Source organism: Formosa bonchosmolovskayae (assembly GCF_051016085.1).
Classification (GTDB): domain Bacteria; phylum Bacteroidota; class Bacteroidia; order Flavobacteriales; family Flavobacteriaceae; genus Formosa.
The window spans coordinates 3,619,557-3,634,779 of record NZ_CP174605.1 but is presented as its reverse complement, the minus strand read 5'-3'; the positions used below and the strand labels follow the sequence as shown (position 1 = coordinate 3,634,779).

General features: G+C 34.8%; 14 protein-coding genes. 8 read left to right on the top strand and 6 right to left on the bottom strand.

Features of this window, described 5'->3' with window-relative positions:
- The first annotated feature begins 55 nt into the window (after positions 1–55).
- The 5 genes from ACKC83_RS15705 to ACKC83_RS15685 all read left to right on the top strand — a co-directional run bounded on the left by ACKC83_RS15705 (position 56) and on the right by ACKC83_RS15685 (position 6,986).
- Positions 56–1,096: a DUF4198 domain-containing protein gene (locus ACKC83_RS15705; RefSeq protein ID WP_434036249.1), complete on the top strand. Its 1,041-nt coding sequence runs from the start codon at positions 56–58 to the stop codon at positions 1,094–1,096.
- On the top strand, positions 1,097–1,780 hold the full coding sequence (locus ACKC83_RS15700; RefSeq protein ID WP_434036248.1) for a HupE/UreJ family protein: 684 nt from the start codon (positions 1,097–1,099) through the stop codon (positions 1,778–1,780).
- Positions 1,781–1,820: 40 nt separating this feature from the next.
- Positions 1,821–2,201, top strand: a complete 381-nt coding sequence (locus tag ACKC83_RS15695) for a hypothetical protein (RefSeq protein ID WP_434036247.1) — start codon at positions 1,821–1,823, stop codon at positions 2,199–2,201.
- Positions 2,202–2,371: 170 nt separating this feature from the next.
- Positions 2,372–5,518 (top strand): SusC/RagA family TonB-linked outer membrane protein, encoded by a 3,147-nt coding sequence (locus ACKC83_RS15690; RefSeq protein ID WP_434036246.1) that lies wholly within the window; start codon positions 2,372–2,374, stop codon positions 5,516–5,518.
- Positions 5,519–5,528: 10 nt separating this feature from the next.
- A complete protein-coding gene (locus tag ACKC83_RS15685) occupies positions 5,529–6,986 on the top strand; it encodes a RagB/SusD family nutrient uptake outer membrane protein (protein WP_434036245.1) in 1,458 nt (485 codons plus the stop codon).
- Positions 6,987–7,185: 199 nt separating this feature from the next.
- Here the strand turns inward: ACKC83_RS15685 and ACKC83_RS15680 are convergent, their stop codons facing one another.
- Genes ACKC83_RS15680 through ACKC83_RS15670 form a run of 3 tightly spaced genes read right to left on the bottom strand, consistent with a single transcriptional unit; the run spans position 7,186 to position 9,476 of the window.
- Positions 7,186–7,665, bottom strand: a complete 480-nt coding sequence (locus tag ACKC83_RS15680) for a hypothetical protein (protein ID WP_434036244.1) — start codon at positions 7,663–7,665, stop codon at positions 7,186–7,188.
- A 50-nt stretch (positions 7,666–7,715) separates the two neighbouring features.
- Entirely contained in the window at positions 7,716–8,954 is a 1,239-nt protein-coding gene (locus ACKC83_RS15675) for a hypothetical protein (protein WP_434036243.1), read from the bottom strand.
- Positions 8,955–8,963: 9 nt separating this feature from the next.
- On the bottom strand, positions 8,964–9,476 hold the full coding sequence (locus tag ACKC83_RS15670) for a peroxiredoxin family protein (protein ID WP_434036242.1): 513 nt from the start codon (positions 9,474–9,476) through the stop codon (positions 8,964–8,966).
- A 229-nt stretch (positions 9,477–9,705) separates the two neighbouring features.
- Here ACKC83_RS15670 and ACKC83_RS15665 point away from each other — a divergent pair, with 229 nt between their 5' ends.
- Both ACKC83_RS15665 and ACKC83_RS15660 read left to right on the top strand, forming a co-directional pair.
- Positions 9,706–10,395 carry a hypothetical protein gene (locus tag ACKC83_RS15665; protein ID WP_434036241.1) on the top strand — a complete coding sequence of 230 codons (690 nt, stop codon included), beginning with the start codon at positions 9,706–9,708 and terminating at the stop codon, positions 10,393–10,395.
- 23 nt (positions 10,396–10,418) lie between these two features.
- On the top strand, positions 10,419–10,820 hold the full coding sequence (locus tag ACKC83_RS15660; RefSeq protein WP_414034804.1) for a hypothetical protein: 402 nt from the start codon (positions 10,419–10,421) through the stop codon (positions 10,818–10,820).
- A 165-nt stretch (positions 10,821–10,985) separates the two neighbouring features.
- Here ACKC83_RS15660 and ACKC83_RS15655 read toward each other — a convergent pair whose 3' ends face one another.
- Positions 10,986–11,381: a hypothetical protein gene (locus tag ACKC83_RS15655; protein ID WP_434036240.1), complete on the bottom strand. Its 396-nt coding sequence runs from the start codon at positions 11,379–11,381 to the stop codon at positions 10,986–10,988.
- 152 nt (positions 11,382–11,533) lie between these two features.
- Between ACKC83_RS15655 and ACKC83_RS15650 the strand changes: the two genes are divergently transcribed.
- Complete coding sequence (locus tag ACKC83_RS15650; RefSeq protein WP_434036239.1) at positions 11,534–12,526, top strand: hypothetical protein; 993 nt, start codon at positions 11,534–11,536, stop codon at positions 12,524–12,526.
- Positions 12,527–12,590: 64 nt separating this feature from the next.
- Here the strand turns inward: ACKC83_RS15650 and ACKC83_RS15645 are convergent, their stop codons facing one another.
- Positions 12,591–13,226 (bottom strand): response regulator, encoded by a 636-nt coding sequence (locus ACKC83_RS15645; RefSeq protein WP_434036238.1) that lies wholly within the window; start codon positions 13,224–13,226, stop codon positions 12,591–12,593.
- A 5-nt stretch (positions 13,227–13,231) separates the two neighbouring features.
- The gene (locus ACKC83_RS15640) at positions 13,232–15,199 is read right to left on the bottom strand and encodes a tetratricopeptide repeat protein (protein ID WP_434036237.1); all 1,968 of its coding nucleotides are present in this window, start codon (positions 15,197–15,199) and stop codon (positions 13,232–13,234) included.
- Positions 15,200–15,223 lie beyond the last annotated feature (24 nt).

The following is a 15,223-nucleotide window of genomic DNA, read 5'->3' as shown; positions in this document are numbered from 1 at the left end:
TCTATATTTGAAATCGTTTTATTCACTCTATATCCGAAAAATTTTAATTTAGCTTATGAAAAAAATATGCATGTATTTAGCCTTTATCGTGTTATTATGTAGTCACGATATGTATCTTAAATTTGACTCTTATTTTTTAAAACCAAATACGTCGGTATCTGTTAAATTATTCAACGGAACATTCCAAAAGAGTGAAAATGTAATTGATCGCGACCGCATGACAGATGTTAGTTTGGTTGGGAATGGTGTTCGAACTCATGTTGGAGAAGCACAATGGAGAGAAAAAGACAGTGTAACCATTTTAGATTTTAAAACAGGTGAAGCCGGTACATGGGTAGCAGGTTTATCTACAGCTCCTCGAGTAATTGATATGTCCGCAGAAGATTTTAACGGTTACTTAGAGCATGATGGTGTAGTAGATATGTTAGCATGTCGTCGGGAAAACGATGCTCTTGGTTTGGATGCATCAGAACAATATTCTAAATATGTTAAAGCTATTTTTCAGGTTGGTGATAAAACTTCAGACGATTGGCAAACCGTCTTGGGATATCCGCTTGAATTTATTCCTTTAAGTAATCCATATAGTTTAAATACAGGAGACGAGCTTCAGGTTAAACTACTTTCTAAAGGGAAACCTTTAGTGAATCAGTTGGTTTATGCGAATTACGTTGCTAGTAAAGATGGCCATAGTCATACTGAACCTCATAGTCATGATGGTGGCGAAATCCATACACATCAGCAAGATCATGATAGTATAGACGAAACAGGACATAGTCATGGAGAGGGCGCGGCGCCTCATCAGCATACAAGCGGAGATCAACTTCGAACAGATGAAAATGGAATCATTACCGTTAAACTTGCAGCCGATGGTATCTGGTATTTGCGTACTATTAATTTAGTGCATTCTGAAGCCCCTGGATTGACTCATGAATCTAATTGGTCTACGTTAACCTTTGAAGTCGTACACGGACATGATGAGTCTGAACACTCGCACCTAGATCATGAAGACGATGGTATTCCTTCGTATGTCTTTTGGTTGGGTAGCTTTGTGGTTGTTTTTGGTTTGTTTTTTATGTTTAATAGGAAGAAAAATTAGATGGGTAGATTTACATTTAAAAGTCTAGTTAGTTTAACATGTTTGTTTTTTCCCGTTGTTCTGTTTGCTCATGGTGTTAGTGATTCCGATCAGGCCATTTTAAATAACGGCGGTCTTTTATCTTATATTTTTGTAGGTGCCAAACACATGGTTACGGGCTACGACCACTTGTTGTTTTTAGCGGGTGTAATATTCTATTTAAGTAATTTTAGAGATATTTTTCGCTTTATCACCGTATTTACAATAGGGCATAGTATAACACTAATAGGAGCAACGTATCTAAGAATTACGGCTAACGAACATTTAATAGATGCTGTAATTGCTTTAAGTGTGTTGTACAAAGGTTTTGAAAATTTGGGCGGTTTCGAAAAAGTGTTTAAAGTGAAATCTCCAAACCTACTACTCATGGTGCTTATCTTTGGATTGATTCATGGCTTCGGATTATCGACGCGTTTACAATCTTTCGACGTTGGAAATGAGCAGTTTTTAGCGAAAATTATTTGTTTTAATATAGGTGTAGAAGTGGGGCAGATTTTGGCCTTAATTCCAATTGTATTTTTAATTTCAAGATGGAAAAAAATAAAAAGTTACACAGCCTTTTATAAAGCGGCTAACACTTATTTAATTATAGCCGGAATCGGATTGTTTATATATCAATTATATGGCTATTTTAAAGCACATTAGATATCAAATAACAAGTCCATTTTAAGAAAAAAAGATTCTAATGAAACCGTTTATTTTTATACTTGTTTTATTTATGCTCTTTAAGCCGGTTTGGCTGTTGGTCGAATACGTGGCCAATTACGACTATATCGTAGAAAAATTATGCGAAAATAGAGACAAGCCTAAACTGCAGTGTAATGGAAAGTGTTACTTAGCAAAACGGATTTCTGAGACTTCCGAACACGGAGAAAAGTCATCGCTTTGGAATGAACTTTCAAAGTTTGAAATTGAAATGATTCATTTTAAAGAGCCGCATAAACTACCTGTATTATATTTCCAATCTACTAAAAAGTATTACAAGTGGAACACACCATGTATTGGTGACTTGTTTGCTTTAGATCTTTTACAACCACCTCAAGTTCTTCTCCAAAAAATAGTTTAAAGCGCTCTTAATTACTTCCATGTATTCAAAGCGCAACCAATACCTAAATTTTTTTTACTTAATACGGACTAAGATTTTAGCATTGGCTGGATCTTCTAGTGAACACGAAGATATCTGCCTAATAAGTCTATAATACGATTAAAATCGAAGTCATTTTAACCTAATATTATATGAATATATTTCGCATGTACATGGGACAAAAATTCCATAAGGCATCATATTTAAAACGTAGTATGCTGGTGTTGCTACTTTGTTTTTCAGCTTCAGCTGTCAGCTCCAATACACTTACAAATCGAACTGACATAATTCAACAAAATACAATTTCAGGACAAGTACTAAGCAATATTGGTGCATCGTTGCCAGGTGCTAATATTGTAGAAAAAGGAACATCTAACGGCACTTTAACCGATTTCGATGGGAATTTCACGCTTACAGTCGGCGCTAATGCTACTTTAGTGGTGTCTTATATTGGATTTGTTACTCAGGAAATTGTTATCGATACAAGACAAAACCTAAGCATTACACTGTTAGAAGATTCAACGGGTTTAGATGAAGTGGTAGTCACGGCTTATGGAAGTTCTAATAAACGCAGTTTTACAGGTTCGGCAACCAAAGTTTCTAACGAGACCTTAACGCGTACAGCTTCGGCAAGTTTCGAGACCGCATTGCAAGGTAATGTGTCTGGGGTAAATGTATTTACCACGGGACAACCGGGAGGAAGCTCGAGTATGCAGATTAGAGGTGTGGGTTCTATTAACGGACTTACACAGCCATTATATGTTTTAGATGGTGTGGTGATTAATACCGATAATAATTCCAGAATTGGAGGTAGTGGCGCTGTAAATAATGTAAATCCGCTGTCTACTATGAATTCAGAAGATATTGCGAGTATAACGGTACTTAAAGATGCGGCGGCGGCGTCTTTATACGGTTCTCGAGCGGCCAATGGTGTGGTGGTTATTACCACTAAAAAGGGTGAAAACGGAGAGACTGAACTTACGTTTAATACCGAATTTGGTCTTTCTCGAAATTTAACTGAAGAAGAAACAATTTCTAATGAACAGTTTAAAGATTTGTGGCAAGAAGGTCAGTTAAACCAATATATTCAGAATAATGAAAACGGCGAGTTTAGTCGTGTGTATGCCGATACCGATTTGTATACCAACTATCAAAATATAGCAAAAAGTGATTACGAATCTATTTACGGTACAACCAATGCGAATTCAGATTGGTTAGATGCCATTTACCGAACCGGGTCGATTCAAAAATATGGACTTTCGGCGCGTGGCGGGAATGAAAAGACTACATTTTACATTTCTGGAGATTATTTAGACCAAGAAGGAACCATTATAAAATCGGATTTTAAACGCTATTCCGGACGCATCAATCTAGAAAATAAAGCAAAAGATTGGCTTAATGTAGGCGTTAACTTATCAATCTCTAAAACCGAACGGAATACCGGGCAATACGACGGTACTTATGCTGGCGGATTAAATCCATTGTATATGGCTCGTGTTTTACCTCAAGCGGCACCGATTTACGATGAGAATGGTTACCAAGGTTACGCAAATCTTCCAAATGATATCGAAAAAAACGCAAACCCTATTGGCGTTATAGAAGTTGGACAATACTTAAATAATGAATTTAGGGTACGAGGAGATGCTTTTGCAGAAATTCAAATTCTTAAAAATTTAAAGTTTAAATCTACTTTCGGAATCGATCATCAATCTTTAGAAGAATCACTTTACGATAATAAAGAATTTGGTGCTGGTGGTGGTGTATGGAATGGTGTTTTGTATGTTTCTCAAGGAGAAGTGTTTCAGCATACCATTTCTAATTTACTTACTTATAATAAACAAGTTAATAAGCATGGTTTTGATGGTTTACTCGGTTTCGAATCACAGGTCTCTAAAATGAAATCTATCCGAAATTCAGGTTACGATATTTTAGATAGCGAACTATTGTCTTCGAGTAGTATTGGATCCTTATGGTCATGGACGGGGTATTCAGAGAATTATTCTTTACTGTCTTATTTTTCTAGATTTAACTATAATTTCGATCAGAAATACTTTGTAGATGCGAGTTTTCGTCGCGATGGTTCGTCTCGATTCGGAAAAGATACGCGTTGGGGAGATTTCTGGTCGGTGTCTGCCGGTTGGATTCTTACAGAAGAAGACTTTATGGATATAGAGGCCTTAAATTACCTGAAACTTAGAAGTAGTTATGGAACCAACGGAAATTTACCATCCGAGTACTACGCGTCTTTAGCGTTTTTTAATACCGATGGAAAAGGATACGGTGGCGAGTCTGGATTATCTTATGGCCAGTTGGCTAATCCCGATTTATCTTGGGAGTTAAGTCATAATTTTAATATTGGAGTTGACGCTGTTTTATGGAACAAAATAAATATCACAGTAGAATATTTCTCAAAACATACTAAAGACCTTTTAATGAATATTCCTGTAACGGCAACCACTGGTTTTAGTAATCAGTTACAAAATTATGGTGAAATGAAAAATTCAGGATGGGAATTAGATTTTGGATATACGCCAATTTCTACTGCTTCCTTCTCATGGAACACCAAATTAAATCTTACTATGCTTAACAACGAAGTTACCGACTTAAAAGCAGATTTAATTCCGAGTTACGATTCAAGTTACGGTCAAGATCCTACCATAATTAAAGTGGGCGAAAGTTTAAATTCGTTTTATTTAAGAGACTATGCCGGAGTTAATAGTACAAACGGAATGGCCGAGTATTATGTGTTAGAAGATGGTGTGCGTACAGGCGAATTAACAACCAATGCCGAAGAGGCAGGATTTGGTGTTTTTGGTAGTGCGTTTCAAGATGTTCAGGGTGGTTTTCACAATCAGTTGGTTTACAAAAATATAAGTTTAGACTTTCTGTTTACGTTTGGAGTAGGCGGTAAGGCTTACGATCGTACAGCTTTTAAAAGAGACGATGACGGATTTTCTCCCCAGTTTACCAATACAACCGCGCAATTAAATCCTTGGAATCCGAATAATTCCGATTCTAATGTGCCGATTAGAATTAACGGAAATACTAGTTTTTCTAACGATGTTTCTACAAGACATTTATACGATGCAGATTATCTGAAATTAAGAAATATTAAACTGAGTTATAATTTTTCGAAAAGTCAATTACTTCAAGGCGGATCGATTTATATACAAGGCGATAATTTGTTTTTGTTCACCGAATTAAATGATTATGATCCTGAAGCCATTGCTAATGGTGTAAACTTTTTTCAAACGCCAACAGCATCTAGCTTAATACTAGGGTTACAAATAAAAATTTAAACGAGATAAAATGAAATATTTAAATAATATAAAAGTAATGGTTGCGGTTGCATTACTCTTCGCACTTCAAAGCTGTAGCGAAGATGTTCTAACACAAACGCCAGACCATGTGATTTCTGAAGATTTAGTAATTAATTCTGTCGAAAAATTACAAAGTTTATTAACCGGATCTTATAACGAAATTTCTGATGGTGCTTACTTGGGCCGTATTTTGTACAAACGTGCGGCTGTGAAAAGTCCAAACTTTAGATTTGTAAAAACCATTTACAATCCTAGAGATTACGAACAAACCGAGTATAAATACGAAGAAAGTAGCAATAATAATGGTAGTGCAGAAGACCTATGGTTGCAGTGTTTTAAGACTATAGGAAATCTAAATTTAATTCTAGATAACATTGATACAGCCGAAGGTGACGATACCGATAGAGTCCAAATTAAAGCGCAAGCACTTGCGCTTCGAGGTATGGTGTATTTCGATTTGGCAAGAACCTTCTCGTATCCTTATATAAAAGAAGGTGGAGAAGCGCAGGGCATGCCATTAAAATTAAGTGCGACAGAAATTGTGATTGATCGTAGTAGTTTAGAAGCAACTTACGAACAGATTATTACAGATTTAAATTTAAGCTTAACGGTTATTGCAGACGATACCTGGACTGTAGGAAGTACAAAGTACATCACAAAAACAGGAATACATGCCCTATTGGCCCGAATATATTTATACAAGCAAGATTGGGAAAATGCGTTATTATTTGCTGAAAAGGTTTTAGCTGTTAAAGGTGAATCCGATCTTATGGATGTGAATTCTTATGTGTTTAACGACTATACGAGTGAATCTCTTTTTGAAATAAGTATTGATAATGAAAACTCTGTAGGGAGTAATGGTTTAGGCGCCCAGTTTGATTATCGTGACGGCGGACAAGGAGATGTTATTGCGACCCAGGCATTTATCGATTTATTAAATGTATATGAAGGTGATCCAAGAGCAACCCTTTTAACCGAAGATAAAGAGGGTACAACAGCGGCTTTTGTTAAGTACATTAATAGAGACGGAGGCTCTGGTCTTAGTATTCATAATATACCCGTAATTAGACTTTCGGAGATTTATTTAATTGCAGCAGAAGCTTGTGCTCATGGAGCGACTGGAGGAGAGGCTCAAGCTTTAATCTATTTAAATATCTTAATTAATAAACGCACTACAAATTTTGAAACGGCTAAAGCTACTGAATCAGGGAGCGCGCTTAAAATGCGAATTTTTGAAGAGCGTAATCGTGAATTAGCTCTAGAAGGACATGGGGTTTACGATTATATTAGAACAGGAACCGATATTACACGATTAGAAAGTGATCATGTAAATACTGGTTTAAATTCTAATAATTTAAATATATCGGCAACGTCTCCAAAAACAATATATCCCATCCCAGCTAGTGAAATTGAAGCTTCTGGTATGGCGCAAACTATAGGCTACTAATACAGTATTATAATCATTTAAATAAAAAGCGGCAGAGTATAACTGCCGTTTTTTTGTTTTTAACGGTCTCGTATAACCGTCTGTTACGGGTTAATATGCGTTAATTTTCGATTTAGCATAGACGTTAGCAATTCCGATTGGATTCGGACGTAGTCGAATCCGCCGTAATTGCGGTTATACATTGTTGTGCATAGTATTTTTATTCCTTACATATTATGCCGTCTTGCGAAATTTTTTGTCCGTCATTTGTTGTCATAGTTGCTGTATAATACAGACACTTATTTTCAATTTTTGTTTTGGAGACAACAATTCCGTTATTGTCATTTACCCATTTTTTTCCTTCTTCCAATTCCGATTTTGAAGAGTCATAAGTCAGTCGGTAAGTACAGCCGTCGATCCACTCAATTATTTCATATTCAGGATTTCCGTTTCCAATTCCGTTTTTCCATTCTATTTGAGTTCCTATTTCTCGGATTACAATATATTTTTTTATCGTTTTATCTCTTTCAGGTGAAAATTCCGAAATACTGTCATTTTCAACGATTGTATATTTTGCCATTTTAGGCGTTTCAGGAATATAAAATTGTCCGATTTTAAAGTCTTCACAAGTCAGTTCCTGCGCATTGATTTTAAGTCCGAATAGCAGAAATATTCCAATTAAATATATAGTTTTTTTCATTCAGCGTTTTGTTTGTCAATATTATGCACAACTTAATGATATGTAATGTTTTAAAACTGATCTAAAGGGACAAATACCGTTTTAATAGTTGGTATATCGTTCGCGATGGAGGTCCATGCAAAGTACATATTATCTCCTTTGTATTGCATTTGTGGAAATCCAGTTTTTCTAGAATCATTTAATGCGCTAATACTAATAGGCATAGATTTTACTCCCGATTTATTTACTTTCATGGCTTTTAAATACGTTGTGTTGTCCTCTGTTTCCATCCAACTTACAATGGCCTGTTCATGATCTATAAGTTCAATATCTACACGGCCTAATACAGCGGCATCACTTATAATAATAGGTTCTGAAAATTCTGCACCACCATTTTCAGAAAATACAAGTTTTACTAAAGGCGTACTGTGTGCTGCAGTAAACCAAGCCACTGCCACAGTATTATCTATAGCATCTACTTTTGGTCCGTTAACAGGACATCCATTTATTTGCCACCCATCGTTATGTATAAATTGGGGTTCGGTCCATGTTCCATTTGTATATCTTGTAATTGCAATATCTCTTATTTCTTCATCTGTTCGATCTCTATAAAGTACAATTGGTCCTTGGCTTGTAATTGCCGCTGTGGTTTGGCAACAACTACATGTTTTTCCGTCTAAAAGTATTTGATTACTAATTACACCGTCTTGAGATACTTCTGCCGCTCTAATAGTCATATTTCCATTATGATTCATATGTTCCCCTTCATGATCCATAGCCATATCTCGTCCGTCTAACCACGTCACAAAAAATGAATTCTCTTTTAGTGGTAATACGGTAACAAAACCATGTTCCGTTTTGGTACCATCTGTGTGCAAAGGTAATTCTGTTTGCCAGTCCGAGGCGTCTTCAGAAAGTAGGTTTAGTTTAATATCGTACGCAAAGGTGTCTTCCGAAGATTTCTTTAAAAAATGACTTAATAGCGTGCCGTTGTTTGCTGTAATCGATGGATAGTCCGCCCAATTTACAAACCAATTGGTTCCGGTAATAATGGTTTTTGGAGTGCCCCATTTTTGGTTAATTAAACTAGAATAATTAAACTGTGTTGTACTATCAGTAATACGTGTTACCCAAGATAGCATCAAACTATTGTGGTTAGATGTAAGATGGGGTAGCTCACTTTTTATATCGCCAGGGAAATCTATTGCGTGTACAATTTTATCTTCTTTTTTATGCTGTACAGATTTCTTTTTATTGGAATTACAAGATAAAAATAAGGTGACTAAAATAAGTAGATTAAGCGATTTCATTCGTTTTATTTATTTGAATTCTTTAAGTTTTTCAATGGTATTGGAGGAGTTCCAGTTGTATTTTCCTTCTATCTTTCCTGCTTTCTCTCCCTTTTCATTATAAATAAAAGTTGTGGGAAGTGCATAAATTTTTAACTCGGCGAGGTTGCCGGTATATTGTATATAATCTAAATCGAAACCATGCTGTACTTTAAAAGCTTCGATCTCTTTTACCGATTCATTAGATACAAGAATGGTTATATAATCTTGTGTTTCTAGATCTGATTTAGCACGTTCTAGTGTATGCATTTCTTCTACACAAGGTTTACAGTGTGTAGACCAAAAATTAAGCAACAGCTTTTTGCCTTTGTAATCTTCCAAGTAAACTGGATTCCCATTTAAATCTCTATAATGTGTTGTGATTAATTCAGGACTTAAAGAGGCTTCAGTTTGATTAGAATTTCCTATTACCTTTTTTTTAGGAGATTGACAGGAGCACACCAATACCAGTGATGTACTTAAAACTCCCAAGAGCCATTTCATATGTTTTTAATTCAATATGGTAAAACTAATAAAATTTAGTGGCTATAGTATAAAATGTTTTTAGTCTTTTAAAAATAAAGGATAAGAATACGTTTAGAAAATTGAGGCTTACCGCTAACTGTTCTGTTTTTCTCTTTGTTCAGCTAATCGATATTTAAATATCACTGAAAACGGTTAGAAAAAATTAAACCTATTGGTTCAACTTTGTATGAAACTAAAATATGTAATTATGGATTTTAAAACAATGTTACAATTCCCTGTATTAGATACTAATCAGGTTATAAATATACTTCAAGACATAGCAGATATAGAAAGAAAAGAAGACCGACCACGTATGCCTAAAGTGACTATTTGCACACATGGAGACAGTGCTTCTGGTTTTTTTGTAAACTATGATGCCGAGAAAAAGGTGGTGCTTTTATGTGATATTTACGATCGTGATGCACAGTTTCAATATATTCAAGTGCATAGTATCTCTTCCATATCGTTTAGCAATGTAAATAAATATGGCTATCTTTTATCTGATGGTAAAATTCCGTTTACACCAGATCCTAGTGAAATCCCTACAGTACTTCAGCTTAAAAAAGATATTAAAGCGTTAGAGTTAGAAGTGCAAACGGCATTGGACAAAGAAATTTCTATAGCGTTTAGATACGATGGCACTCCAGAAGATTTGGATAAGTATTATGCTTCAAAAGTATTATCGTTACTAAAGGAAACACTTTCTAAGATCGCTTCAGATCATTTAGCAAAAGAAGCGTTTACAGCTGCAATTTCAACAGTAGAATTTACTTTAGGTAATAAAAACACATCTACTTTAAATAAAAACGGTGTTGTTCTTACTATAGATACAACTAAAGGATTAAAAAGCTATCCTAAAGCCACAACATTACAAAGCTTAATAGAAAAAGGACTTTAAACCATCACTTAAAAATTAAGATCATGACAGAATTAAATGTAATTCAGCGTATAGAATTAATAATTAAAAAAGACGAACATACCGAAGAGCTATTTAAGCTTTCGCAATGTGACTACAGTTTTTCCTCTACGTATTATCCGAACGAAGAACAAGAAAGAGGCTTAGATGTAAATTTATCCGGAGCGATGAGAAACGAGATGAGTACGCTATTTTTAGAATGGTTATCTCACAAACCAGGTGACTGGTCTGGGAGTTTAAAAATTTATTATCAGAATCAAGAGCAACCTGTTGTAAATTTTGTGTTTGATAATGCTATAATTCATAATTACAGTCAATCATTTTCAGAGAACAATGTACAGTCTCAAGATTATTACTTTAATGCGATTTTAACTGGTGTCGTTTTAAACGATGTAAAACTAAATTAAGCACGATATATCATCATAGAAAAAGCCTTTAAGATACATGTCTTAAAGGCTTTTTTATGTCGGTTTTTAGGGTAATTTCAAAATTATTCAGGCATACAAAAAGGGAAAGCGTGTTAGGCTTTCCCTTTTTGTATGAATTAGATTAGTCTTTACAACTGCGTAAAACTATAAATTATTTTCTAAATATTCACGGATGGTTAAGTCTATAAAATAACCACTGTGGTGACCACCCCAACATGCTGTTAAAGAAAATACACCATCTTCTAATTTTAATTCTTTGTTAGCTTCGGCACCTTCATTCGGAATGCAGTATACTTCAATAGAATTTACACTTTCTGCCATAGCTTCTTTTCCCATATCGTCTTTACAAACCAATTTTATTCCATCTGTAAGACGTTGTAAACATACACTTGGTACAAATTTTATAAAATCCATTTCAAACGTATCCCAGTTAATATTAATTGGCAAGTCCTTACCTACAATCTCATTAATTTCTTTTTGGTACGCTCCTAAATATTGATCTTCTATAGATTTAGCTGCTCTTTTTTCTTGTAATCCCATGATTTGAGGTTTTTTTGTTTAATTATTTCCTCAAAGATATTGCAACCCATTGGCGGAAAAACACCGTCTTTACGGGAATATTTAAACTCACGGAATTCAGTGAGGGCTTAGCATGAATATTGCGCTACATTTATATGATAGACTAGAGTATTATGAAGATTACAATTTTATCTGTTATTTGCATTTTAATTGTCCTGCTTATAGTTGCAGGTTGTGCGAATTATATCGGGATACCTAAAAAAAAAGCAGTTCAAAATTTAGAAGACTATCTGCAACAAAAATATGATGGTAAACTTGGCTTTAGCGATTTAACGCTGTTTTTTAACGCGGCAACCATGGATCCTAATATGTACGGTATGCTTATTTATGATAAAGAGATTCCTGAAATAGCATTTTATACGCACCTTAATCTGAAACATATATTAGAAAACGATACCCTACCCATGTATCCTAGTTCCGATAATATGACGGTAGATGATTTATACAAAGACGCTGTAATACGTTATGAAACGAGACAAGCTGTTAAAGCCGATTTTAAAGATGAAATTCCTGAAATAACTTTTGCAACAGAATCTATTGAGCTGAATTTTAATGACGATGTAAAATCTGAAGTCTTAGAAGATGTGGTACCACGTTTTATAGATCGGTTAAATCAATCTTATGAAACGTTAAACACAGGCTATCAATTCCGTTTACTCGTTAAAACTGCTAGTCATCCGGATGGTTTTGTAATCATCCCGTTAGATATTGAAGATAGTAAACGGATCCAAAATCCTATGTTTTTATCCGAAAAGGCGAAGGGGTTTGAAAGTTTAAAAGCCATGGTTTTAAAACATATACATGCTAAATTGAAAGGGCCGTATCCATATTTTAAAACGACTGAAAACAGCAAAATTTATATGGATAAATCCACTTTGTCTAGAGGGGCTTGGATACAATATTTAGAAGATAAGCGCATTGTAAATAACGGAAATGGTAAATGGAAAAACCCGCAAACTGGAATTTATGTGGTGTATTTTGATTTAGATACTAAATTTATATATCGCGGCGAGTTATTAACCGACGAGAATGATACCACGTCGTATAGTGAAGAATTAAAACAAATTATAAGTACTATAGAAGCGGAGGGTATTAGAACTAAATAATGCGCGTTGCTTTTAAGTTTTGGATAAAAAAAAGAGACTTTAAATTTTAAAGTCTCTTTTTGTATTAGTCAAATAAACCAGATTCTATGGCATATTTAACGGCTCCGGTTGTGGTTTTAGAGCCTGTTTTTAAAAGAATATTTTTTCTATGCGTCTCTACGGTATTCACCGAAATAAATAATTTTTCTGAAATTTCTTTAGAAGTTAACTCGTCTCCCAACAGGGATAAAACCTCTTTTTCTCGAGGCGACAATTCTATGTTTTTATATTTCTTACGTTCAAAAACACTTTCCATATAGCGTTGTTTAATCACTTCGGAGAAATACTGTTCGTTACCTAAAACCGTGCGTACTGCTTTTTGTAATTCCTCTTTACTGGTAAATTTAGGCACAAATCCATCGGCACCTTTCTGAATCACTTTATGCACCGTCCTGTGATTATCTAACATGCTTAACATAATAATTTTAACATGACTATGCTTCTTTTTAATTTCGGTAAGCAATTCAATACCATCCATTTTTGGCATGCTAATATCACTTATTATTAAACCAATTTCAAACTGATTTAGTAAGCGAACCACTTGTTTGCCTTCGGTGGCCAAATGCACTTCGCCAATTTCTTCCATGTCGCTTAAAATGGTATTAATACCTTCAAGAAACATTAAGTGATCGTCTGCTATTATGATGTTTGTTTTATTCATAATTATTATTTTAGAGGAATATCTATGGTAATAGACGTTCCATGTCCAGGACTACTATCAATGTCTAATGAACCTTTTACTTTTTGTAAACGTTCTTTAATATTTCGGAGTCCAATTCCATGTTTTTTACCTTTCTGAAAGCCTTTACCATCATCATTAATAACAATGTTTAAATGATCGGTATGTCGCGTAAGCTGTACATCGACGTGAGAGGCTTCGGCATGTTTTAAAATATTATTAATTAATTCTTGTACAATGCGGTAAGCATCGGCTAAGATATCTTGTGGTAACTGATCGATGTCTTCTTCGGGGAAGAAATACGTCTTAATGTCTATGTCTGATTTTTGAGTAATCTGACTAATAAAATCACTTAAAAAACTCGTAAATCCAATTTTGGAAAAGGGTAGTGGATGTAGCTGATGCGACAAACTACGTACATCGATACACGCATTATTTATGGCATTAGAAATACGCTTAGACTGCGATTTGTCTTCGTGATTTTCGGCATAATGTTCAAAAGCAATCCGTATTCCGGCCAAATCACTTCCAATACCATCGTGAATCTCTCTTGCAAACCGTTCGCGTTCTTGGTCCTGACCTTCTTGATAGCGCTCAATAACAGATAATTTATGATCGTTCATCATCTGATTAATCTTTTGTTTTGCGTTTTCTTCCTGCTGAATACCCAACTCTTTTTGCACCCGTAAACGCTGAATGTATAATAATCTCAGCACAATTAAGGTTAGTAGAACCAGTATAAATCCTATGATAAACACATTTCTAATGAGGCGCTGACGTTTCACTTTAAGTTCTGCTTTTTGCAATTCGGCATCACTTAATTTTTGTTCTTTTTCAAGGAGTTGAATGCGCGCTTCTTTTAATTGCGTTTCGTAACGCTCTTGAATATTGGCTACATATTTTTCTTTATCTAAAGCATTCTGATCTTCTATGGTTGCCACGCCTTTTTGATAAAATTCTAATGCTTTTTTATAATTACCGTCATCTTGATACAGCTGTGAAAGGTTTTTACAAATATTAGAATTGTATGTAATTAACGATTGTTCTTCACCTATAGATAAGGCTTTTTGAAAATATTTTATGGCCTCTTTTGTATGTCCTAATTTGGATTCGCAAAGTCCCAAATCGTTTAACACTATAGTAATGTCCGAAGTGAAATTTAACTCTTCTAAAAGGACCAATGTTTTCTTAAGTGCAATTACAGCCTCTTCGCAACGGCCTTCTTCCACAAGCATCTGAGAAAGGTTGATGTTTACATAAGCGACAACGGCTTTATTACCTTCTTTTTCTCTATATCCTAAAACCGTTTGGTAATGTGTTCGTGCCTGATCAAATTTCCCTTCTTCCTTTAAAATATTAGCAAAATTAAATAAGGTCGTAAGTACACCATCGTCATCTCCAATTTCACGATACAGATTTGCCGCACGATCTAGGTTTTCTGCCGCTTTTTTATATTCTTCTTGCAGGAGATATAATGTGGCTATATTTTGATACGCATTGGCTTCTTGAACTTGATTCTCTGTCTGTTTAGAATACTTTAAACATTGCATAAAATTATCGATCGCTTTGGGATACTCTCCTAAGTTTTTATAAGCTAACGCCATTATATTGTAACAGGCTGCTAAACCTTTTTCAATATTGAGCTTATGCAGTAAATCGATAGTTTGAGTGGTATATTTTATCGTATTTTTATAATCCCCAGTAACATTACTTAGGTTTCCCAGGGCATACAGCGCCTGAACTTCTTGAAGACCTATTCCTAATTCTCTGCTCTCTTCGAGCCAAGCTGTTGCGGCTTGCTTAGCGATTTGCGGATTAGAATTCAGGTTAATTTGATATTCTAGAGCCAGAGAATCTAGGCGAGGAGTATTACTCGCCGTTTGCGCTAAAGTGGCATGGATTATTCCTAAGAATACCAATGCAAGTAAAATATGATGTTTTGTAATCAGCTTCATTTAAATAAATAGGTAAACTTAATA